Here is a 22732-nt window from a genome sequence, read left to right as displayed (position 1 = left end):
GCAGAACGAATGGCGGACCACCCGGTCCGCCCGCCGAGAAAGCGGGCACTGATGAACTCCAAGAAATTTCCCCGGGACGTGGGCGTCTACCGGGTCGACGGCGGTGAAGTGGACCGGATCGAGCGCCTGGTGGACCGGGTGCGGAAGCAGTTCGCCACCGCCTCCGACGCGGACTTCCTGTTCCATGCGGCGTCCCTGGCGACCGGGCTGCCGGACGGCCTGGTGGATTTCCTGCGGTCGTTCGAGCTGCACGAGACCACCGCGGGTGTGGTGGTGAGCGGCCTCCCGGTGGACGACACCGCGATCGGCCCGACGCCCCCGCACTGGTCGCAGCAGCCGGATCCGGCCTCCACCCTGCGGGAGGAGATCTTCTTCGTGCTGCTCGCGGCGCTGCTCGGCGAGCCGTTCGGCTGGTCGACGCTGCAGTCCGGCCGGATCATCCACGACGTGCTGCCCGTCCGGGGAGAGGAGACGGCGCAGAGCGGGCACGGCAGTTCGGACCTGCTGGAGTGGCACACCGAGGACGGTTTCCACCCGTTCCGCTGCGACTACCTCGGCCTGATGGCGCTGCGCAATCCGACGGGGGTGGCCACCACCTTCGCCGGTGTCGGGCACCTCTCGCTGCCGGCCGAGGTGACCGAGGTGCTGCAGCAGCCGCGGTTCCTGATCCGGCCGGACACCGAGCACCTGCGCACCGGCATGGCGGGCAACAGCGTGCACGACATCGCCGCGCACACCAGCCCGGTGCCCGTCCTGTTCGGCAGCCGTACCGAGCCCTACCTGCGGATCGATCCGTACTTCATGGACGCCGTCCCCGGGGACCCGGACGCCACGCATGCGCTCAAGTGCGTGGTGGCCGCGCTGGAGGCGGACCTGGAGGACCTGGTGCTGGACGCCGGCGAGGTCGCCTTCGTCGACAACTACCGGGCGGTGCACGGCCGGCGGCCGTTCGAGGCGCGGTACGACGGGACGGACCGCTGGCTGAAGAAGGTCGTCGTCGCCCGTGACCTGCGCAAGTCGCGGGAGTTGCGGAGCAGTGCGCGGTCCCGGGTGGTGGCATGATCCCGCAGGCCGCGGCGCGGCCCTTCCTGCTGCGCGACCCGGAGCACTTCCGGATCGAGTTCGAGATCAATCCCTGGATGGCCACCGGCTCGCAGCCGAGCCCCGACCTCGCCCGCGCCGAGTGGGAGGCGCTCGGGGCGGCACTGCGCAAGGCCGGCGGGGTGGTCCACACCGCGCCGTCCGACCCGGACTGGCCGGACATGGTGTTCCCGACCGACACCGCCGTGGTCAGCGGCGGCCGCTTCCTGCGGTCGCGGTTCAGCAGACCCGAGCGCGGCGGCGAGGCGCAGCTGGCCGCCGAGTGGCTGACCGGGAACGGCTGGCAGGAGATCCCGACCGCCGGCTGGGACCCGGCCGCCAGTCTGGAGGGCGGCGACGTGCTGGCGTTCGGCGAGCGGCTGCTCGCCGGGCACGGGATGCGCAGCACGGTCCAGGCGCACGCCGGCCTCGCCGCGGCCTTCGGCCGCGAGGTGGTGCCCGTCCGCCTGGTGGACCCCCGGTTCTACCACCTGGACATGTCGGTCTGTCCGCTCGACGGCCGGCGGGCGCTGGTGTTCCCGGGGGCCTGGGACGAGGAGAGCCGCCGGCGGCTGCTGGAGCTCGTCCCGGAACCGCTGGTGGTGACCGAGCAGGAGGCCATGACCTTCTGCGTGAACTCGGTGGTCATCGGCAGCTCGGTCGTGATGTCCGCGTGCCCCGCGCGGATCGGCCGGCAGCTCGAGGCCTGGGGCTTCGAGCCGATCGTCACCCCGATCGACCAGTTCACCAAGGGCGGCGGCGGCATCCGCTGCATGACCCTCGATCTTGACTTGCTCGCCCAAGGCGTTCCCGCCGTCCGACAGTAGGAGCAGACGTGTCCGAGTCGAATTCCGCGCTCTACCAGGTCGTGGTCAACCACGAGCTCCAGTACTCCATCTGGCCGGCCGGCCGCGACCTGCCCGCGGGCTGGACGGGTGAGGGTGTCAGCGGCACCCGTGAGGTCTGCCTCGCGCACATCGAGGAGATCTGGACCGACATGCGTCCGCTGAGCCTCCGTCTGCGCATGGCGCAGGAAGTCGGCTCATGACCGTCCGTGCCGCCACGCCAGGTGTGCCGCACACCGCGGAGCTGCTGCTGCCCGAGCTGTTCTGGCGTCAGGTCGCCCTGACACCGGACGCCGTGGCGGTCGGCGACGGGGCCGAGGCCCTGAGCTACCGCGAGACCAGCGAGAGGGTGCGGGCCCTGGCAGCGCGGCTCAGTGAACTCGGGGTGGGCCCGGAGGCGATGGTCGGCATCCAGCTGCCGCGGTCCGTCCGGCTGGTGGTGGCCATGCTGGCCGTGGCCACCGCCGGCGGCGCCTTCCTGCTGCTCGACCCGGAGCATCCGGTGGAGCGCCGGACCGGCATGCTCACCACCGCCCGCGCCCTGGTGCTGGTCTGCGAGGAGCCGCTCGCCGGCCCGTGGTCGCAGGTGCGGCCCGACGAGGCACCGGCGCCCGGTGCGCCCGTCGCGGCGCCCGCGGAGCTGCACGCCGACAACGCGGCGTACGTGGCCTTCACCTCGGGGTCGACGGGTGTGCCCAAGGGTGTGGTCAACACCCATGCGGGCCTGGCGAACCGGCTGGCGGACGCGGTCCGCCGGCACGGGGTCGGCCCCGGCGACCGGCTGCTGTCGGCGACCGGTCTCGGCTTCGACCCGGTGGTCTTCCAGGTCTTCCTCCCGCTGGTCTGCGGCGCGACCCTGGTGCTCGCCCCGGACGGTGTCGAGCGCGACCCGGTGGCGCTGCTCGGCCTGCTGCGCGAGGAGCGGATCACCGCGCTGGAACTCGTCCCCTCGGTGCTGCAGTTGCTGCTCGAGCAGCCGGAGGCCGGCAGGGCCACCGACCTGCGCTGGCTCACCTCGGCGGGCGAGATGCTGACCGGCGACCTGTGCGCCAGGGCGCTGTCCGTGCTGGGTGTCCGGGTGCGGAACGTGTACGGGCCGGCCGAGTGCGCGATCGGCGTCACCGACCACCCGTACGACCCGGCGCAGGGCCCGGGCGGGGTGCCGCTGGGCGGGCCGATCGACAACGTGCGGATCGTCCTGCTCGACGAGGACGGCGACCGCGCCGAGAGCGGCGAGATCCATCTCGGCGGGGTGTGCGTGGGCCGCGGGTACCTCGGTGCGCCGGGGCTGACCGCGGACCGCTTCCGGCCCGATCCGGACGGCCCGCCCGGCGCCCGGCTCTACCGGACCGGCGACCGTGCCCGGACCAACCTGCGCGGCGAGCTGGAGTTCGCCGGGCGGATCGACAACCAGATCAAGCTCAGCGGTGTGCGGATCGAGCCCGAGGGCATCGAGGCGCTGCTGACCGCGCACCCCCTGGTGGAGGCGGCGGCCGTCACCGTGGCGCCCGACCGGGTGGGCGGGCAGCAGCTGGTCGCCTTCGTGAAGGGCTCGGCCGGCCACGAGGAGCTGCGCGGCCACCTGCGCTCGCACCTGCCCGACTCGCACCTGCCGTCGGTCTTCCAGCAGGTCGACGAGCTGCCGCTGACCGCGAACGGCAAGGTCGACCGGGCGGCCCTCACGGTCGACGCCGACCCCCGGCGGGCGCCGTACCGGGCGCCGCGCACGCCCGAGGAGGTCCAGGTCACCGAGATCTGGCAGGAGGTCCTCGGCGTCGGGCGGATCGGCCTGGACGACAACTTCTTCCAGCTCGGCGGCTACTCGCTGCTGCTGCTGCGGGTGGCGATGCGGCTGCGCAAGCTCTCCGGCCGGCCGCTGCAGGTGCGCGAGCTCTTCGGCGCGCCGACCCCGGCGGAGCAGAGCCTGCTGATCGGCGGTGTCCCCGCGCCGGTGTCGGCGGTCGAGCCGGTGCCGCGGGACCGGCCGCTGCCGCTCTCCTACGCCCAGCAGGACCTGTGGGTCCTGGACCGGATGAACCCGGGCAGCGGCGAGTACACCATGCCGATCATGATCCGGCTGCCGGAGAACGGCATCCCGACCGTGGTCGTCGAGGGCGCGCTGCGCGACCTCGCCGCCCGGCACGAGATCCTGCGCACCCGCTACACCTCCGTGAACGGCAGCCTCTGCCAGGTCGTCGACAAGGACCGCCCGGTCAGGCCGGCCGTGGTCGAGGTGACGGAGGCCGAGCTGCCCGCGGCGGTGGCCCGCGAGACCGCCGCCGGGTTCGACCTCGCCGAGGGACCGGTGTGGCGGGCCATGCTGGCCCGGGTCTCGGACGGCACCGACGCCCTGCTGCTGACCTTCCACCACATCGCCTCCGACGGCTGGTCGATGGTCGTGCTGCGGCGCGAGCTCGACGAGCTGATCGCGGCCCGCAGGGACCGCCGCGAACCCCTGCTGCCGGACATGTCCGTGCAGTACGCGGACTTCGCGGTGTGGCAGCGCGAGCGGGTCGACGGCGGCGCCCTCGACGAGCAGCTCGACTACTGGCGCCGGCAGCTGGCCGGCCTGCCGACGCTCGACCTGCCGACCGACCGGCCCCGGCCCCCGATCCGGGACACCCGCGGCGCCGCGTTCGAGTTCGAGATCCCCGCCGCCGTCATGCGGCCGGTGCTGGAGGCGGGCTGGCAGCGGGGGGCGACGCCGTACGCCACCCTGCTGGCCGCGTACGCCGCCCTGCTGGCCCGGTACTGCGGGCAGGGCGACATCCCGATCGGCACCCCGCTGGCCGGCCGGCTGCGCGAGGAGGTCGCCGGGGTGCTCGGCTGCTTCCTCAACACCGTGGTCATGCGCTGCGACGCCACGGGCGACCCGGCGTTCACCGAACTGCTGGAGCGGGTGCGCCGGACGGTCTCGGAGGCCCAGGAGGCGCAGGAGGTGCCGTTCGCGCACCTGGTGCGCGAACTGGCCCCGGAACGGGACCAGTCCCGCAACGTGCTGGCCCAGGTGCTCTTCGACCTGCACGACGACGGGGTCACCTCGGTCGACGGGGGCAGGACCGACACCGGGATGCTGCTCGACGCCTGGACGGGCTCGAAGGCCGACCTGAACCTGGTCGTGCAGATCCAGCCCGACCGCTCCTGCCTGGCCGTACTGGAGTACTCGACCGCGCTGTTCGACGCGGAGACCGTGCGCCGGCTGGCCGGGCACTTCCGGCAGCTCCTGGCGGGCGTCGCCGCCGACCCGCAGGCCCGGCTGCACGACCTGCCGCTGCTGCCCCCGGACGAGTACCGGGCGGTCCTGGCGGCGGGGCGCGGTGCCGACGCCGCCCGCCCGGAGCTCGCCGTGCACGAGCTGTTCGCGGTGCAGGCCGCGAAGACCCCGGACGCGCCGGCGCTGCTCTCCGACGCGGGCGGTCTGAGCTACGCCGAACTCGCCGACCGGAGCGACCGGCTCGCCTCGCGGCTGCGCGGCCTCGGTGTCGGGCCGGAGTCGGTCGTCGGCGTCTGCCTCGACCGGGGCACCGACCTGGTGGTGTCCTTCCTCGCGGTGTGGAAGGCCGGCGCGGCGTACGTACCGCTGGACCCGGACTTCCCCGCCGACCGGCTCCGGTACATGCTGGCCGACTCCGGCGCGCGCTGCGTGATCACCGACCGCGCCCGGGCCGGCGTGCTGCAGCCGGCGGTGCCGCTGGTGCTCGACGCACCCGGGGAGCAGGCCGGACTCGCCACCCGGCCACCCTTCGAGGCCGCCCCCGCCGACCTGGACTCGCTGGCGTACGTGATCTACACCTCCGGCTCGACCGGCCGCCCCAAGGGCGTCATGGTCGACCACCGGGGCCTGCTCAACTACCTGATGTGGACGGTCGAGGACTACGCGGGCTCGCGCCCCGGCGGCACCCCGCTGTTCTCGTCCACCGCGTACGACATGGTGGTGCCGGACCTCTACACCGCCCTGGTCACCGGCGAGCCCGTCCGGCTGCTGCCGCCGCGGTTCGACCCGTCCGACCTGGGCCGGCTGCTGGCCGCGGGTGCGCCGTACTCCTTCGTCAAACTGACGCCCGGCCACCTCGACCTGCTGAGCGCCCAGCTCACCGCCGAGCAGGCCGCCGGCCTGGCGGGCGTGCTCGCCGTCGGCGCCGACTCCTTCCCGGCGCCGGTGCTGGAGCGGTGGCTCGCCAAGGCCGGGCCGGACGGACCGCGCCTGCTCAACGAGTACGGCCCGACCGAGATCTCGGTGGCGAACTCCACCTACCCGATCACCGGCGGCAGCCACCCCGAGGTGCTGCCCATCGGCACCCCCGTCCCCAACACCACCATGTGGGTGCTCGACGGCCACGGGAACCCGTGCCCGGTCGGCGTGCCCGGCGAACTCCACATCGGCGGCACCGGAGTGGCCCGCGGCTACCGCAACCGCCCGGGGCTCACCGCGGCGAGCTTCGTGCCCGACCCGTTCTCCGCCGAACCCGGCCGGCGCCTGTACCGGACCGGGGACCGGGCCCGGCTGCTCCCCGACGGCAACGTCGAGTTCCTGGGGCGCCTGGACGACCAGATCAAGCTGCGCGGCCACCGGATCGAACCGGGCGAGATCACCGGCGTGCTCACCGCGCGCCCCGAGGTCGCGGACGCGCTGGTGCGCGTCGACACCAAGGGCGCCACCAGCCGCCTGGTCGCCTGGGTGGTCCCCGCCGCCGGCCGTGAACCGGTGCCCGCCGAGCTGCTGGAGCACTGCGCCCGCCGGCTGCCGGCACCGATGGTGCCCGCCGCGCTGGTGCTGCTCGACCGCATCCCCCTGAACGCCAACGGGAAGGTCGACCACGCGGCGCTGCCGGCCCCGCCGGAGGAGGCGGCGGAGCACGGCACCGGGCCCCTGGGCGAGCTCGAGGAGGGCCTGGCCGAGCTCTGGAGCGAACTGCTCGGCTACGACGTGCTGCCGGACCTCCACCGGACGTTCTTCCAGCTCGGCGGCGACTCCGTGCTCGCCTCCCGGCTCGTCGCCGCGATCGAGGCCGACTTCGGGGTCAGGCTCGCGCTGCGGAGCGTGTTCGAGCACCCCACCGTCGCCGGCCTCGCCCGGCTCGTCGAGGAGCGGATCAGGGCGGACATCGCCGAGATGTCCGACGCCGAGCTGACCCGGCTGACCACATCGGACGAAGAGGACCGAGATGAGCACTGAGATCGACGACCGCCGGCAGCTGCTGCTGCGGCAACGGCTGGCGGGCGCCCGGCGGTCCCGCGCGGCCGTCCCCCGCCTCGACCTCTCGGCCGAGCTGCCGCTCTCCTTCGGTCAGCGCCGGCTCTGGTTCCTGGACCGGTACGACGGGACGGCGACCGACAACCTGGTGCCGATCGTCCTTGGGCTCACCGGCGCGCTCGACGCGGCGGCGCTGGGCCGGGCCTGGGACAGGCTCGTCCGGCGGCAGCAGGTCCTGCGGACGCACTACCGGTCGACCGGCGGCGAGCCCGTCCAGTGGATCGCGCCCGACGGCCCGCGGCTCGAACTGACCGACCTGGGTGCCGCCGACGACCCGGAGCAGGCGGCGGCGGAGCTGGCCGAACGGCTCGCCGCCCGGCCGCTGCCGCTCGCGGAGGGCGCCGCCGCCCGCATCCACCTGCTGCGCCTGGCCGCCGACCGGCACGTGCTGGTCGCGGTGTTCCACCACATCGCCTTCGACGGCTGGTCGGAGTCGGTGTTCTGGTCGGAGCTGAGCGCGTTCTACCGCGAGGAGACCGGGGCGGGCCCCGCCCTGCTGCCCGAACTGCCGGTGCAGTACGCCGAGTACGCCGCCTGGCAGCGGCAGCGCTTCGACGACGGCCGGATGGCCGCCGCCACCGCGTACTGGACGGACCGGCTGGCCGGGGTCACCCCGCTGGAACTGCCCGCGGACCGGCCCCGGCCGGACGTGCGCGGCCCCGCCTCGGGGCCTGCCGGTTCACCGTCCCCGAGGTCACGGCCGACGCCGTCCGCGCACTCGCCCTGGAGCACGGCACCACCCCGTTCGCCGTGCTGCTGACCGCCTTCCAGGCTGGCCGGGGTCACCCCGCTGGAACTGCCCGCGGACCGGCCCCGGCCGGACGTGCGCGGCCCCGCCGGCGGGGCCTGCCGGTTCACCGTCCCCGAGGTCACGGCCGACGCCGTCCGCGCACTCGCCCTGGAGCACGGCACCACCCCGTTCGCCGTGCTGCTGACCGCCTTCCAGGCCCTGCTCGGCCGGTACACCGGGCGCACCGACATCGCGGTCGGCGTGCCGGTGGGCAACCGGCTGCGGCCCGAACTGCAGGACCTGATCGGCTTCTTCGTCAACACCGTGGTGATGCGGGCGCGGTGGAGCGGGCAGCAGGGCTTCGCCGGGCTGCTGCAGGACAACCGGCTCGCCGTCCTCGACGCCTTCGACCACCAGGAGCTGCCGTTCGAGTGGCTGGTGAACGAGCTCGACCCGGAGCGCGACCTGTCCCGCACCCCCCTGGTGCAGGCCATGTTCGGCTACCAGAACACCGGCACGAGCGGCCCCGAACTGCCCGGGGTGCGCACCGAGGCCGTCGAAACCCCGTGGACCACCGCCAAGTTCGACCTCAACCTGCAGATCGTCGACGCTCCCGCCGGCCCGCTGGAGGCCGTCCTGGAGTACTCGGCCGAGCTGTTCGACGCCGCCACCGCCGACCGGATCGCCGCGCACTTCCTGCGGCTGCTGGCGAGTGCGGTGCAGGCACCGGACACCCCGGTCGCGGCCCTGGAGTACCTCACCGCCGACGAGCTGCACCGGTTCGTCACCGCCCCGAACGACAACGCGGAGGAGCGCGGCCCGGATGCGGTGCACACGCTCGTCGCGGCCCAGGACCCGGCCGCGGTCGCCCTCGTCGCCGCCGACGGGCACCGGCTGACCTTCGGCGAACTCGAGCAGCGGGCCAACCGGCTCGCCCGGCACCTGATCTCGCTCGGCGCCGGTCCGGAGACGACGGTCGGCGTCCACCTCGACCGCAGCCCGGACCTGGTGGTCGCGCTGCTCGCCGTGCTCAAGTCCGGTGCCGCGTACGTGCCGGTCGACCCCGCGCACCCGGCCGAGCGGACGGCCCACGTGCTCGCCGACGCCGGCGTGGGGCTGGTCCTCACCGGCTCGGCGCGGGTCGGCGCACTGCCGGACGCCCCGGGCCGGACGGCCGTCGTGGTGGACACCGTGCGCCTGGACGACCTCCCGGCCACCGACCCCGGCGTGGCCGTCGACCCCGACAGCCTGGCCTACGTCATCTACACCTCCGGCACCACCGGCCGCCCCAAGGGCGTCGAGACCACCCACCGCGGCCTCACCAACTACCTGCTGTGGAGCGCCGAGACGTACGCGCAGGCGCCCGGCGGCACCGCGCTCTTCTCCTCGGTCGCCTTCGACCTGGTGGTGCCGAACCTCTGGACGGGGCTGATGCTCGGCCGCCCGGTCACCCTGCTCCCCGCGGAGTTCGACCTCGCCGACCTCGGCCGGCTGCTGCTGGCGGCCGGCCCGCTGAGCTTCCTCAAGCTGGCCCCCGGCCATCTGGAGGTGCTGGCGGGCCAGTTGGACGCCGAGCAGCGCCGCTCGGTGGCGGCCGTGGTGATCGCCGCGGGCGACAGCTTCACCAGCGCCCTGGTCGACCGCTGGAGGGTGGACGGCGCACGCCTGGCCTCCGAGTACGGCCCGACCGAGATCACCATCGGCAACTCCTGCCAGGAGGTGCCCGGCCCGATCAGCACCGAACTCGTCCCGCTCGGCGCCCCGATCCCCAACACCACCGCCTATGTGCTGGACGAGAACCTGCGGCCGGTGGCGACGGGCGTGGTCGGCGAGGTCTGGGTGGGCGGCACCGGGGTGGCCCGCGGCTACCGCGGCCGGCCCGGGCAGACCGCCGAGAAGTTCGTCCCGGACCCGTTCTCGGCCGTCCCGGGCGGCCGCCTGTACCGGACGGGCGACCTCGCCCGGATGCTGCCCGGCGGCGAGATGGAGTTCGTCGGCCGGCGCGACACCCAGGTCAAGATCCGCGGCTACCGGGTCGAGCCCGGCGAGGTGCAGAACGTGCTCGACGAGCACCCGGCCGTCCGGGCCTCGGTGGTCGTCGGCCGGACGGACGGGCCGTCCGGCACCGAGCTGGTCGCCTACGTGGTGGCGGACGACCGGGACGCCGACCTGACGGCCTTCCTGGCCGAGCGCCTGCCCGGCTGGATGGTCCCCGCCGCGGTCGTCCACCTGGAGGAGCTGCCGCTCACCAGCAACGGCAAGGTCGACCACCGCGCGCTGCCCGCGCCGGGCCGCCGGGCCAGGCTCACCACCGAGTTCACCGCCCCGCGGCCGGGCACCGAGGCCGAGCTCGCGGCGCACCTGCGGACCGTCCTCGGCACCGAGGCGGTCGGCGCGCACGACAGCTTCTTCGAGCTGGGCGGCGACTCCATCCGCGCGGTGGCCCTGGTCGGCGCGCTGCGGGCGGCCGGCTACGACGTCGCCGTCCGGGACGTCTTCCGGCACCGCACGGTCGCCCGGCTCGCCGCCGCCCTCGGCGGGCGCAGCTCCGAGCGGCTGGACGCGCCGCTGGTCACCCCGTTCGAGCTGCTGGCCGAGGCCGACCGCAGGCGCGTCCCGGAGGGCGTCCGCGATGCGTACCCGCTCAGCCAGGTCCAGCTCGGCATGCTGTTCGAGATGCACGCGGCGGGCGCCGAGGGCAACTACCACAACGTCACCTCGTTCCGCATCCGCGACCCGAGGCCCTTCTCCGCGGCGGACTTCCAGGCGGCGGTGGACCACGTGGTGGACCGCCACGAGATCCTGCGCACCTCGATCGACCTCGACGGGTACTCCGAGCCGATCCAGCTGGTGCACCCGGACGCCCGGATCACGGTGGACAGCGTCGACGTCTCCGGTCTCACCGCGGAGGAGCAGGAGGCGGAGCTGCGGGCGCTGATGGCCCGTGAGCGCGACCGGCCGTTCGAGCTCGACCGGCCCGGGCTGCTGCGGTTCTTCACCCGCAGCCACCGGGGCGGCTGGTGGCTGACCTTCACCGAGTTCCACCCGATCCTGGAGGGCTGGAGCTTCAGCTCCATGATCATGGAGGTGCTGGACCGCTACCGCGAGCTGGCGGCGGGGTCGGCACCCGAGCCGCAGCCCCTGCCGGAGGTCCGCTTCGCGGACTTCGTGGCGCTGGAGCGGAGGGCGCTCGCCTCGGAGGCGTCCCGCGAGCACTGGCGGGCGTCGGTGGCGGCGCACCCGAAGTTCACGCTGCCGGGCGCCTGGGGCTCGACCACCGAGCCGCCGGGTTCGATCCAGCAGACCTACGTCCGCTTCGCGGACCTGCAGGAGGGGCTGGGCGCGCTGGCGGCCCGCGCGGACGTGCCGCTGAAGAGCGTGATGCACGCCGCGCACCTGAAGGTGATGAGCATGCTCACCGGCGAGGAGGCCTTCTCCTGCGGCCTGGTCTGCGACACCCGGCCCGAGGTGGCCGGCGCCGACAAGGTGTACGGCCTGTACATCAACACCGTGCCGTTCCCGTTCCGGCGGGGTGCGCGCACCTGGACGGAGCTGGTCCGGCAGGTCTTCGAGACGGAGATCGGCCTGTGGCCGCACCGCCGGTTCCCGCTCGGCCAGATGCAGCGCGAGTTCGCCGGCGGCCAGCGGCTCGCCGACGTGTACTTCAACTACCTCGACTTCCACGTGCTCGACACCGAACTCATCGACGTCGAGACCAGCATCGACGACAGCCCGAACGAGTTCGGGCTGTCGGTGACCTCGCACCCCGGGCTGCTGGCGCTGATCAGCCGCCCGCAGGACGTCTCCTCGGAGAACCGGGAGCGCCTGGGCGCGATGTACCGCGCGGTGCTGGAGGCGATGGTCCGCGACCCGGAGGGCGACGCGACGGCCGCGTACCTGCCGGAGGGCGAGCGCGAACTGGTGCTGCTCGCGCCCAACCGGACGGACGCCGAGTACCCGGCGGTCACGCTGCCCGACCTCTTCGAGGCGCAGGTCCGCCGCACGCCGGACGCGGTCGCGGTGGTGGACACCGACGGGTCCACGGTCTCCTTCCGGGAGCTCGACACCCGGGTCAACCGCCTCGCGCACGTCCTGGTGGAGCACGGCGTCGGCCCGGAGCGCTTCGTCGCCGTCTGCCTGCGGGGCGGCACCGAGGTCCTGACGGCGCTGCTGGCCGTGGCGAAGGCGGGCGGCGCCTACGTGCCGATCGACCCCGCACACCCCGCGGACCGCTCCGGCTTCATCCTCGGCGACACCGCGGCGGGCGTGCTGGTCACCCAGGACTCCCTGCGGGAGCGCTTCGCGGGGTACCAGGGGGCCGTGCTGTGCGTGGACGGCGACGCGGGGCGGATAGCCGCCGCGCCGGCCACCGCGCCGGAGCGGGAGCTGACGCCGGCCAACCTGGTGTACACCCTGTACACCTCCGGCTCGACCGGGCGGCCGAAGGGCGTGCTGATCACGCACGAGGGGCTGGTGAACTACCTGCTCTGGGCGGTCGACGGCTACGGGCTGGACGGCGCCGACGGGGCGGTCATGCTCGGCTCGGTCGCCTTCGACCTGTCCGTCCCGAACTTCTTCCTGCCGCTGATCGGCGGGCGCAGCGTGACGATGCTCCCGCCGGAGCAGAGCCCCGAGTCGCTCGCCGAGCTGCTCGGCGCCCGGGCCGACTACAGCCTGCTGAAGATCACCCCGGCGCACCTGGACGTGCTGCGCTCGCTGATCGGCCCCGAGGGGACGGTCGACTCGGTGCGGACGTTCGTGGTGGGTGCCGACGAGGTGAAGCCGGAGACGGTGGTGGCCTGGCGGAAGACCGCCCCGGGCGCCCGCATCATCAACGAGTACGGTCCGACCGAGACGGTGGTGGGCTGCTCGGTCCACGAGGTCCCGGACGACTTCGACCCGTCCGTGCCGGTGCCCATCGGGCACCCGATCGCCAACATCCGGATGTACGTGCTGGACGCCGAACTCCAGCCCGCGCCGGTCGGGGTGGCCGGCGAGCTGTACATCGGCGGGGCCGGCGTGGCCCGCGGCTACCTGGGCCGGGCTGCGCTGACCGCGGAGCGCTTCCTGCCCGACCCGTACGCGTCCGCCCCCGGGGCGCGGTTCTACCGGACGGGCGACCTGGCGCGCCGCCGCCCGGACGGCGAGCTGGAGTTCCTCGGCCGGATCGACCACCAGGTCAAGATCCGCGGCTACCGGGTCGAGCTGGGCGAGATCGAGGCCGTGCTGCTCACCCACCCGGAGGTCGGGGAGGCCGTGGTGGCGGCCAGGGAGGACGTGCCGGGCGTCCGGCGGCTGGTGGCGTACGTGGTGGCGGCCCCGGGCGGGTGCCCGGCGCCGTCCGCGCTGCGGGCGCACCTGTCCTCGGCGCTGCCCGAGTACATGGTGCCGGCGGTCTTCGTCCGGCTCGACGAGCTGCCGCTGAGTTCGGCGAACAAGGTCGACCGGAAGGCGCTCCCGGCGCCGGAGGAGGCCGGGTCGGCGGAGCAGGCGGAGGGGTTCGTGCCGCCGCGCAGCACGACGGAGATCGTGCTGACCGCGATCTGGGCCCAGGTCCTGGGCACCGACGCGATCGGTGTGCACGACGAGTTCACCCGGCTCGGCGGCGACTCGATCACGGTCGTCCGGATGGTCGCCCAGGCGAAGCTGACCGGACTGGACCTGACGCCGCGGATGGCGATGAGCCATCAGACGGTGGCGGAGCTGGCCGCGGCGCTCGACGCCGCCGCGTCGGACGGGCCGGCGCGCGACCGGGACTGGACGGCGCGGCCGGTGCGCGGCCGGGGGCGGGGCAGGCTCGCGGTGCGGCCGGACGACGGCCTGCGGGAGCTGCTGGCCGACCGTGCGATCCCCGGCGTCGGCGTCGCCGTGGTCGACGGCGGGGAGGTCGTGGACACCTGGCAGCTCGGGGTGGTCCGGGCCGGTGCGGCCGACCCGGTCGGCGACCGGACGGTCTTCCAGGTGGGCTCGATGAGCAAGCCGACGTCGGCCGCGGTCGCCCTCGCCCTGGCGGCTGAGGGCCGGCTCGACCTGGACGCGGACGTGGCGGAGTACCTGCACACCCTGCGCATCCGGGACGTGCACGGGGCGCCGGCCCGGGTGACGGTGCGGCAGCTGCTCAGCCACAGTGCCGGGCTGCCGATCGCCGGTTTCGCCGACTTCCACCCCGCCGAACCGGTGCCCGCCCTGGGCGCGGTGCTGGACGGGACGGCGGTGCCCGGGCGGCCGGCGCTGCGGGTGGACCCGCTGTTCGCCGGGCTGACCAGCTACTCGGCCACCAACTTCTCGGTGCTGCAGCAGGTGCTGGCGGACCTCACCGGGGAGCCGTTCGCAGAGCTGGCCCGGCGGCTCGTCCTCGGCCCGCTCGGGCTCGCGGACAGCAGCTTCGCCCAGGACCTGCCCGAGCGCGCCCCGGTGCCGGTGGCGTGGGGCCACGACGCGGACGGCAGGCCGCTCGACGGGGGCCTGCGGATCACTCCGGAGGCGGCCGCCGGCGGTCTGTGGACCACGCCGGCGGACCTCGCCCGGCTGCTGCTGTCGGTGCGGGCGGAGGCGCTCGGCCTGGGCCCGGGCGTGCTCGGCACCGGACTGGCCCGCGCCATGCTCACCGGCCACGCGGACTTCGACTACGGGCTCGGCATGATGACGGACCGCCAGGGCCGCTGGTTCGGGCACTCGGGGTCGACCAAGGGCACGGTGGCGATGGCCGCCGTCGACCTCCGGACGGGCAGCGGCCTCGCCGTCACGGTGAACAGCGCCGCCGGGGCCGAGGCCGTGGCCCGGATCACCGGGCAGGCGGCCCGCGCCGACCGCGACCTCGCGTGGATGAACGGCATCCACCGCTACATGCACCTCACCGGGTACCTGGGCAGAAGGCCCTCGGCCTGACGCGCCGCCCACCGGGCCGGCGGAGGGAACTGCCCCACCGCCGGCCCGCCTTGCTCAAGCAGACCAAGAGAGGGCAGAAAGACAGTGGCTGTAAGTCTGGACATCCATGCCGAACCGGGCGCTCTCGTCCTGGACGGGGCCGAACGCGCGGACGTCGAGCGGCTCGTCGAACACCTTTCCGACGTCCCACCGCGGCTGGTGGACCACCCGACGTGGCTGGCCGCCGCACGCGACCGCTCCTGCCGCCTGCCGGCCCGCGTGCTGGAGGAGCTACGCCGCTTCCGCAGCGACCCCGGGCCGAGCGGCTGCCTGCGGATCGCCGGACTCCCGGTCAGGCCGGAGGGGCCGACCCCGGTCGAGGCCGGGTCGGTCGAGCGCAACGCGACCGCCTCGGCCACCCTGCTGGCGCTGTGCGTGCTGCAGCTGGGCGAGATCATCGCCTTCCGGCAGGAGAAGTCGGGTGCGCTGCTGCAGAACGTGGTGCCCGTCCCCGGCCAGGAGTTCGAGCAGAGCAACGCGGGCTCGCAGCCGCTCCAGATGCACGTGGAGAACGTGCACCTGGACCACCGGCCGGACTTCGTGTCGCTGCTGTGCCTGCGCAACGACCACGACGACCGGGCGGGGCTGCGGGTCGCCTCGATCCGCCAGGCCCTGCCGCTGGTCGGGCCGGAGCACCGGCGCGTCCTCGCCGAGCCCCGGTTCCGCTCCACTCCGCCGCCCTCGTTCGCGGCCGGCCGGGACCCGGTGCACGCCGTGCTGAGCGGTGCCGCGGAGGACCCGGACATCCGCGTCGACTTCGCCAACACCCATCCGCTGGACGCCGGGGCCGCCACGGCGATGGCCGAGCTGCGGCAGGCCGTCGAGGCCGTGCAGACGGACCTGGTCCTCGGCGCGGGCGACCTGGTGGTGGTGGACAACCGGGTCACCCTGCACGGCCGCTCGGCCTTCGTGCCGCGCTACGACGGCCGGGACCGCTGGCTGCAGCGCGCCTTCGTGCACATCGACCACCGGCGTACCCGCGGACTGCGGACGGGCGACGGCAACGTCCTGAACTGATGGGAGCCAGTGTTGTGAACTCACCGAAAATCTCCGGGCGCAGGCTCCTGGACGACCTGGACATGCTGGCCACGTTCGGGGGGCGGGAGGACGGCGGGGTGGACCGGGTCGCGGGGTCGCCCGCCGACCTGGCCTCCCGGGTCTGGCTGGCGGACCGGATCACCGCCGCCGGGCTGCACGCCTGGACGGACGAGGTCGGCAACGTGTTCGGGCGGCAGCCCGGATCGCGCGGCCCGTGGCTGCTGACCGGCTCCCACACGGACACCGTGCCGGTCGGCGGCCGGCTGGACGGCGCGTACGGCGCCATCGCGGCCGTCGAGGTGCTCAGGACCCTGCACGAGGCGGGCCATCCGGCGGCCGCGGCGGTCGAGACGGTCGGCTTCTGGGACGAGGAGGGCGTCCTGCCGACGTCGAACGGCGGGCTGGTCGGCTCCGGCACCCTGGTGGAGTCCGGGCACATCGACGAGATCAGCGGGTTCATCGAACTGCACGTCGAACAGGGCCCCCGCCTGGAGAGCCGGCGCAGCACGCTGGCGGCGGTGGAGGGCATCGTCGGGATCGACCGGTACCTGGTGGTCGTCCGGGGGCAGGCCAACCACGCCGGGACGACCCCGATGAACGTCCGGGCCGACGCGGGTCGGGCCGTGGCGAAGATCGCGGCGCACCTGTGGGAGACCGCGAACGAGGTGGACGAGTCGATGGTGGTCAACGTCGGCGCGATGCAGCTGTACCCGGGGGCGCCGAACGTGGTGCCCGGGGAGGCGCATCTGACGGTGGAGTTCCGTGCCGAGTCTGAGCTGTCGCTGCTGCGCGCGGTCGAGCGGACCCGTGCGCTGGTCCGGCGGATCGGTGCGGAGCAGGGCTGCTCGGTGGAGGTGTCCCAGCTGTCGCACAAGCCCGTGGTGCGGTTCGAGGACGGCTACGTCGACCGCATCCACGAGGTGTGCGTGCGGCACGACCCGACGGCGGCCCGCCTGATGAGCTACGCCGGGCACGACGCCTCCGCGCTGAGCGCCCGGGTGCCCACCGGCATGATCTTCGTCCCCAGCACCGCCGGCATCAGCCACTCGCCGGTGGAGCAGACCCCGAAGGAGGACCTGATCCTGGGTGCCCAGGTGCTGCTCGACCTGCTGGTGGAGCTGGAGTCCTCGCGTTCCCGTCCCGTCCCGGTGCACTCGGAGGCACGATGACCGGCTTCCGGAGAGTGGGCGTGTTCTGCGGCGCGCGGCCGGCCAAGGAGGAGTACCTCGACCTGGCCCGGGAGACCGGCCACTGGCTGGGCCGCCGCCGGGTCGGCCTGGTGTACGGGGGCGGCGGGACGGGCCTCATGGGTGCGGTGGCCGAGGGGGCGCTGGTCTCCGGCTCGTACGTCACCGGTGTGGTGCCGCACCACCTGCTGAGCCTGGAGGGCCGTCAGCCGCCGGGCGTGGAGCTGATGGTGGTCGCCACCATGCACGAGCGGAAGGCCCTGATGTACCAGCTGTCGGACGCCTTCATCGTCCTTCCGGGCGGGCTGGGCACGGCCGACGAGCTGATGGAGATCGCCACCTGGGCGAAGCTCGGCCTGCACAGCAAGCCGGTGTTCGTCGTCAACCACGGCGGGTTCTTCGACGGCCTGCTGGCCTGGCTCGACGTGGCGGTGTGCGAGCGGATGATGACCGCCGGGGACAGGTCGCTGATCAGGGACGTGCCCTCGCTGGACGCCCTGGACGGCTGTTTCTCCCGCCACCTGCCCGTCCCCGCCGCCGGGGTGGTTCCCGGCGTGCCCGGCTGACCCCGCCGGGGCAGTCCCACCGGCCCGGCCCGGGCGGTCCGTCCGTCCGGGCCGGGAACGATCCGAGATGAGAATCCCATGGAATTCCTGCGCCCCGGCTGCTGGGAGGAGGCGCTCGCCGCCAAGGCCGAGCACCCCGCGGCCGTGCCGCTCGCGGGCGGCACCGATGTGATGGTGGAGATCAACCTCGGCCACCGCCGGCCCGGGCACCTGCTCGACCTCGGCCGGATCGGCGAGCTGGCCGAGTGGGAGGTCGGCGAGCGGGAGGTGGGGCTCGGCGCCTGCGTGCCGTACGCCCGGATCGCCGACGACCTGCGCCGGGAGCTGCCCGGTCTGGCGCTGGCCGCCCGGACGGTCGCCTCGCCGCAGATCCGCAACCGCGGCGGGGTCGGCGGCAACCTCGGCACCGCCTCGCCGGCCGGCGACGCCCATCCGGCGCTGCTGTCCGCCGGCGCGGAGGTCGAGGTGGAGTCGGTGCGCGGCGCCCGCCGCATCCCGATCGACGAGTTCTACACGGGCGTCAAGCGCAATGCGCTCCGGCCGGACGAGCTCATCAAGCGCGTGCACATCAGAAGGGCGGCCGGCCCGCAGCAGTTCTCCAAGGTCGGCACCCGCAATGCGATGGTCATCGCGGTGTGCTCCTTCGGGCTCGCGCTGCACCCCGACACCCGCACCGTGCGCACCGGCATCGGCTCGGCCGCCCCGACGCCGCGCCGGGCCGCGGAGGCGGAGGCGTTCCTGGCGGACGCCCTGGCCGAGGGCGGTCTCTGGGAGAGCCGCAGGGCCGTCCCGCCCTCGGTGGCGAAGCAGTTCGCGGCGCTGGCCTCCGGCGCCTGCAGCCCGATCGACGACGTCCGCGGCACCGCCGGCCACCGCCGGCACGCGGTCGGCGTGATGGCCCGCCGGACGCTCCTGTGGGCCTGGGAGGCGTACCGCACCGGCACGGAAGGAGCCGCATGATGCGCGTGGGATTCACCGTCAACGGCGTCCGGCGAACGGCCGACGGCGTGTGGGAGGGCGAGAGCCTGCTGTACGTGCTGCGCGAGCGGATGGGCCTGCCCGGCGCCAAGAACGCCTGCGAGCAGGGCGAGTGCGGCTCCTGCACGGTGCGCCTCGACGGCGTTCCGGTGTGCGCCTGCCTGGTCGCGGCCGGCCAGGCGCAGGACCGCGAGGTCCGCACCGTCGAGGGCCTGGCCGAGGGCGGCGAACCGGCCCCCGTGCAGCGGGCCTTCCTCGACGCGGGGGCCGTCCAGTGCGGCTTCTGCACACCGGGCCTGCTGGTGGCCGCCGACGAACTGCTGGAGCGCGACGCGGCGCCGAGCGACGCCGACATCCGCGAGGCGCTGTCGGGCAACCTGTGCCGCTGCACCGGCTACGAGAAGATCATGGACGCGGTCCGCCTGGCGGCCGCCCGGCGCCGGGAGGCGGTCTGAGCCATGGACACCGGAACACCGACCGCCACCGCGGGCCTCGCCCCGGCCGGCCTCACCCAGTCCGCCGCCGGGGGCGGCGTCGGCGAGTCCGTCCGGCGCCCCGACGGCACCCTGAAGGTCACCGGCGCGTTCGCGTACTCCTCCGACCTGTGGCACCAGGACATGCTCTGGGGCCGGATCCTGCGCAGTCCGCACGCGCACGCGCAGATCCTCGCCGTCGACGTCTCCGCGGCGCTCGCCCTGCCCGGCGTGCACGCCGTCCTCACCCATGACGACCTGCCGGCCGCGCAGAAGAAGTACGGCCTGGAGCACGCCGACACGCCGGTGCTCGCCGACGGCGTGGTCCGCCACCACGGCGAGCCGGTCGCCCTGGTGGCCGCCGACCACCCCGAGACCGCCCGGCGCGCGGCCGCCCTGATCAGGGTCGACTACAAGGCACTCCCGGTCGTCACGGACGAGGCGTCAGCGGTCGCACCGGGCGCGGTCGTCCTCCACCCGGACCGGGACGACCGCCATGCGCACCGGGCCCCGCACCCGAACGTCCTGCACCGGCAGCCGATCGTCCGCGGCGACGTCGCGGCGGCGGCCCGGCGGGCCGACGTCGTGGTGACCGGCGACTACGAGTTCGGCATGCAGGACCAGGCCTTCCTGGGCCCGGAGTCGGGCCTCGCGGTGCCCGCCGAGGACGGCGGCGTCGACCTGTACGTGGCCACCCAGTGGCTGCACTCGGACCGGCGGCAGATCGCCCCCGTCCTCGGCCTGCCCGAGGAGAAGGTCCGCATGACCCTCGCGGGGGTCGGCGGGGCCTTCGGCGGCCGCGAGGACCTGTCGATGCAGATCCACGCCTGCCTGCTGGCGCTGCGCACCGGCCGGCCCGTCAAGATCGTGTACTCCCGCGAGGAGTCCTTCCTCGGCCACGCCCACCGCCACCCGGCGAAACTCCACTACGAGCACGGCGCCACCCGCGACGGGAGGTTGACCCACGTCCGGTGCCGGATCGTGCTGGACGGCGGCGCCTACGCCTCGTCCACCGCCGCCGTCGTCGGCAACGCCGCCTCGCTCGGCATCGGGCCGTACCGGGTCGACGACGTGGAGGTCGAGGCGGTCGGCCTCTACACCAACAACCCGCCCTGCGGCGCCATGCGCGGCTTCGGCGCCGTCCAGGCCTGCTTCGCGTACGAGGCGCAGATGGACAGGCTGGCCGCCGAACTCGGCATGGACCCGGTGGAGTTCCGCCGGATCAACGCGATGCGCCAGGGCGACCCGATGCCGACCGGCCAGCGGGTCGACTCCCCCGCGCCGGTCGCCGAGCTGCTGCAGCGGGTCAGGGACATGCCGCTGCCGCCGCCGCTCGACCCGGAGGATCCGGACATCCGCACCCTGCCGGGCGGGCTCTCCAACACCAGCCACGGCGAGGGCATCGTCCGCGGCATCGGCTACGCCGTCGGCATCAAGAACGTCGGCTTCTCCGAGGGCTTCGACGACTACTCCACCGCCCGGGTGCGCCTGGAGGTTGTCGGCGGCGAGCCGGTCGCCACCGTGCACACCGCGATGGCGGAGGTCGGCCAGGGCGGCACCACCGTGCACGCCCAGATCGCGCGCACCGAACTCGGCGTCGAGCAGGTCACCGTCCACCCAGCGGACACCGCCGTCGGCTCGGCCGGCTCCACCTCCGCCTCCCGCCAGACGTACATGACCGGCGGCGCGGTGAAGAACACCTGCGGGGCTGTCAGGGAGCGGGTCTTCGCGGCGGGCCGGCGCAGGTTCGGCCAAGGCCGCCCGGCCTGGGACGGCGCCGGGCTGCGGCTGGACGGCGGCAAGGTCGTCACCGCCGGCGGCGAGGTCCTCGCCACGCTGGCGGAGGTGCTGGAGGGCGAGGAGCCGATCGACCTCGAACTCGAGTTCCGCCACCGGCCCACCGAGCCCTTCGACCCGGTCACCGGCCAGGGCTTCGGCCACGTCCAGTACTCCTTCGCGGCGCACCGCGCGGTGGTCGACGTGGACGTGGAGCTGGGCCTGGTCAAGGTGGTCGAACTGGCCTGCGCCCAGGACGTGGGCAGGGCGATCAACCCGCTCTCGGTGGTCGGCCAGATCCAGGGCGGCACCGTCCAGGGCCTGGGCATCGCGCTGATGGAGGAGATCCGGGTCGATCCGGTGACGGCGAAGGTGCTCAACCCCTCCTTCACCGACTACCTGGTGCCGACGATCCTCGACGCCCCCGCCGTCCCGGTCGACGTGCTGGAACTCGCCGACCCCCATGCACCGTACGGCCTGCGCGGCGCCGGCGAGGCACCGACGCTGTCCTCCACCCCGGCGGTGGTGGCCGCCGTCCGGCAGGCCACCGGGAAGGCCCTCACCCGGGTCCCCGTCCGCCCCGAACACATCGTCGGCTGAGAGGAGTTGACCCGGCATGCTGGACATCGCCGCCGACCTGCACCGGTGGTGCACTGAAGGACGCGACTTCGCCGTGGCGACGGTCGTCCGCGTCAGCGGCTCCGCCCCGCGCCCGCCCGGGGCGGCCCTCGCGGTCGACAGCGGCGGCACGGCCGTCGGCAGCGTCTCGGGCGGCTGCGTGGAGGCCGCCGTCCACCTGCTGTGCCAGGAGGCGCTGGAGGCCGGCGAGCCGGTGCTGCAGCACTTCGGGTACGCCGACGAGGACGCCTTCGCCGTCGGGCTGACCTGCGGCGGCACCATCGACGTCCTGGTGACGCCGGTGCGCCGCCGGGACGCCGTCAGGCCGCTGCTCGCCGCCGCCCTGGCCGCCGCGGCCGAGGGCGGGGCCGTGGCGGTCGCCCGCGTCGCCGAGGGCCCGGACGGCCTGCCCGGCGGGACGCTGCTGGTGCGGCCCGGCGGCGCGTACGAGGGCACCCTCGGCGGGGGCACCGCACTCGACGCTGCCGCCGCCGTGGAGGCCGCGGCGCTGCTGGCGGCGGGCCGCACCCGGGCCGTGGAGGTCGCGGCCGACTGCAGCGGCCGGAGCCGGCCGGCCGTGCTGTTCGTCGAGTCCAGCGTGCCGCCGCCGCGCATGATCGTCTTCGGGGCGATCGACTTCGCCTCGGCCCTGGTGCGCATCGGCAAGTTCCTCGGCCACCACGTCACCGTCTGCGACGCCCGTCCCGTCTTCGCCACCCGCGACCGCTTCCCGGAGGCGGACGAGATCGTGGTCGACCGGCCGCACCGCTACCTCGACTCCCAGCTCGACCTGATCGACGGCCGGACGGTCCTGTGCGCCCTCACCCACGAGGCCAGGTTCGACGTCCCGCTGCTGGAGCGCGCCCTGCGGCTGCCGGTGGCGTACGTCGGCGCCATGGGGTCCCGGCGCACCCACGAGGACCGGCTGGAGCGGCTGCGCGCGGCCGGCCTCACCGAGCCCGAACTGGCCCGGCTGCGCTCCCCGATCGGCCTCGACCTGGGCGCCCGGACGCCCGAGGAGGTCGCGGTGTCGATCGCGGCCGAGCTCGTCGCCTGCCGGGGCGGCGGCTCCGGCCTGCCGCTGAGCGGCGTCGACACGCCGGTCCACCGCCCGCAGGCCCGCACCGGCCGGATGATCGCGGCGCGATAGGCCACCGATAGCGGCGTCCGGACACTGGGTGGCCGAGCGGTGGGCGAACCCCTCCGCGCGGCCCGAGTGCCTGCGTCCTGATCGCCCGGCAGACCCCCTCACCCAAGGAG

General features: G+C 74.5%; 13 protein-coding genes. All 13 read left to right on the top strand.

Annotated elements, in window-relative coordinates; all coding sequences use genetic code 11:
- Positions 1-9: 9 nt before the first annotated feature.
- The 13 genes from gntD to ACQ614_RS32125 all read left to right on the top strand — a co-directional run bounded on the left by gntD (position 10) and on the right by ACQ614_RS32125 (position 22622).
- A complete protein-coding gene (gene gntD, locus ACQ614_RS32185; RefSeq protein WP_431682509.1) occupies positions 10-1062 on the top strand; it encodes a guanitoxin biosynthesis L-enduracididine beta-hydroxylase GntD in 1053 nt (350 codons plus the stop codon).
- Complete coding sequence (locus tag ACQ614_RS32180; protein ID WP_431682508.1) at positions 1059-1907, top strand: dimethylarginine dimethylaminohydrolase family protein; 849 nt, start codon at positions 1059-1061, stop codon at positions 1905-1907. The genes gntD and ACQ614_RS32180 overlap by 4 nt, the downstream gene beginning before the upstream one ends.
- A gap of 8 nt (positions 1908-1915) precedes the next feature.
- Positions 1916-2128, top strand: coding sequence for an MbtH family protein (locus tag ACQ614_RS32175; RefSeq protein WP_431682507.1), 213 nt, complete (start codon positions 1916-1918; stop codon positions 2126-2128).
- Positions 2125-7101 carry an amino acid adenylation domain-containing protein gene (locus ACQ614_RS32170; protein WP_431682505.1) on the top strand — a complete coding sequence of 1659 codons (4977 nt, stop codon included), beginning with the start codon at positions 2125-2127 and terminating at the stop codon, positions 7099-7101. The genes ACQ614_RS32175 and ACQ614_RS32170 overlap by 4 nt, the downstream gene beginning before the upstream one ends.
- Positions 7091-7939: a condensation domain-containing protein gene (locus ACQ614_RS32165; protein ID WP_431682504.1), complete on the top strand. Its 849-nt coding sequence runs from the start codon at positions 7091-7093 to the stop codon at positions 7937-7939. The genes ACQ614_RS32170 and ACQ614_RS32165 overlap by 11 nt, the downstream gene beginning before the upstream one ends.
- Before the next feature lie 63 nt (positions 7940-8002).
- On the top strand, positions 8003-14797 hold the full coding sequence (locus tag ACQ614_RS32160) for an amino acid adenylation domain-containing protein (RefSeq protein ID WP_431682503.1): 6795 nt from the start codon (positions 8003-8005) through the stop codon (positions 14795-14797).
- Positions 14798-14881: 84 nt separating this feature from the next.
- Positions 14882-15853, top strand: a complete 972-nt coding sequence (locus tag ACQ614_RS32155) for a TauD/TfdA family dioxygenase (protein WP_431682502.1) — start codon at positions 14882-14884, stop codon at positions 15851-15853.
- Positions 15854-15867: 14 nt separating this feature from the next.
- Complete coding sequence (locus tag ACQ614_RS32150; protein ID WP_431682501.1) at positions 15868-17043, top strand: Zn-dependent hydrolase; 1176 nt, start codon at positions 15868-15870, stop codon at positions 17041-17043.
- Positions 17040-17627 (top strand): TIGR00730 family Rossman fold protein, encoded by a 588-nt coding sequence (locus ACQ614_RS32145; RefSeq protein WP_431682500.1) that lies wholly within the window; start codon positions 17040-17042, stop codon positions 17625-17627. Before ACQ614_RS32150 ends, ACQ614_RS32145 begins: the two co-directional genes overlap by 4 nt.
- A gap of 78 nt (positions 17628-17705) precedes the next feature.
- Positions 17706-18587 (top strand): FAD binding domain-containing protein, encoded by an 882-nt coding sequence (locus ACQ614_RS32140; RefSeq protein ID WP_431682499.1) that lies wholly within the window; start codon positions 17706-17708, stop codon positions 18585-18587.
- Positions 18587-19060, top strand: a complete 474-nt coding sequence (locus ACQ614_RS32135) for a (2Fe-2S)-binding protein (protein ID WP_431684084.1) — start codon at positions 18587-18589, stop codon at positions 19058-19060. Before ACQ614_RS32140 ends, ACQ614_RS32135 begins: the two co-directional genes overlap by 1 nt.
- A gap of 3 nt (positions 19061-19063) precedes the next feature.
- Positions 19064-21454 carry a xanthine dehydrogenase subunit D gene (gene pucD / locus ACQ614_RS32130; protein ID WP_431682498.1) on the top strand — a complete coding sequence of 797 codons (2391 nt, stop codon included), beginning with the start codon at positions 19064-19066 and terminating at the stop codon, positions 21452-21454.
- A 16-nt stretch (positions 21455-21470) separates the two neighbouring features.
- Positions 21471-22622, top strand: coding sequence for an XdhC family protein (locus ACQ614_RS32125; protein ID WP_431682497.1), 1152 nt, complete (start codon positions 21471-21473; stop codon positions 22620-22622).
- Positions 22623-22732: the final 110 nt, after the last annotated feature.

The sequence above is a fragment of the Kitasatospora dryopteridis genome, from assembly GCF_050749075.1.
Taxonomy (GTDB): Bacteria; Actinomycetota; Actinomycetes; order Streptomycetales; family Streptomycetaceae; genus Kitasatospora.
The sequence above is the reverse complement of the archived record's forward strand: the minus strand, read 5'-3'. Positions and strand labels throughout refer to the sequence as shown.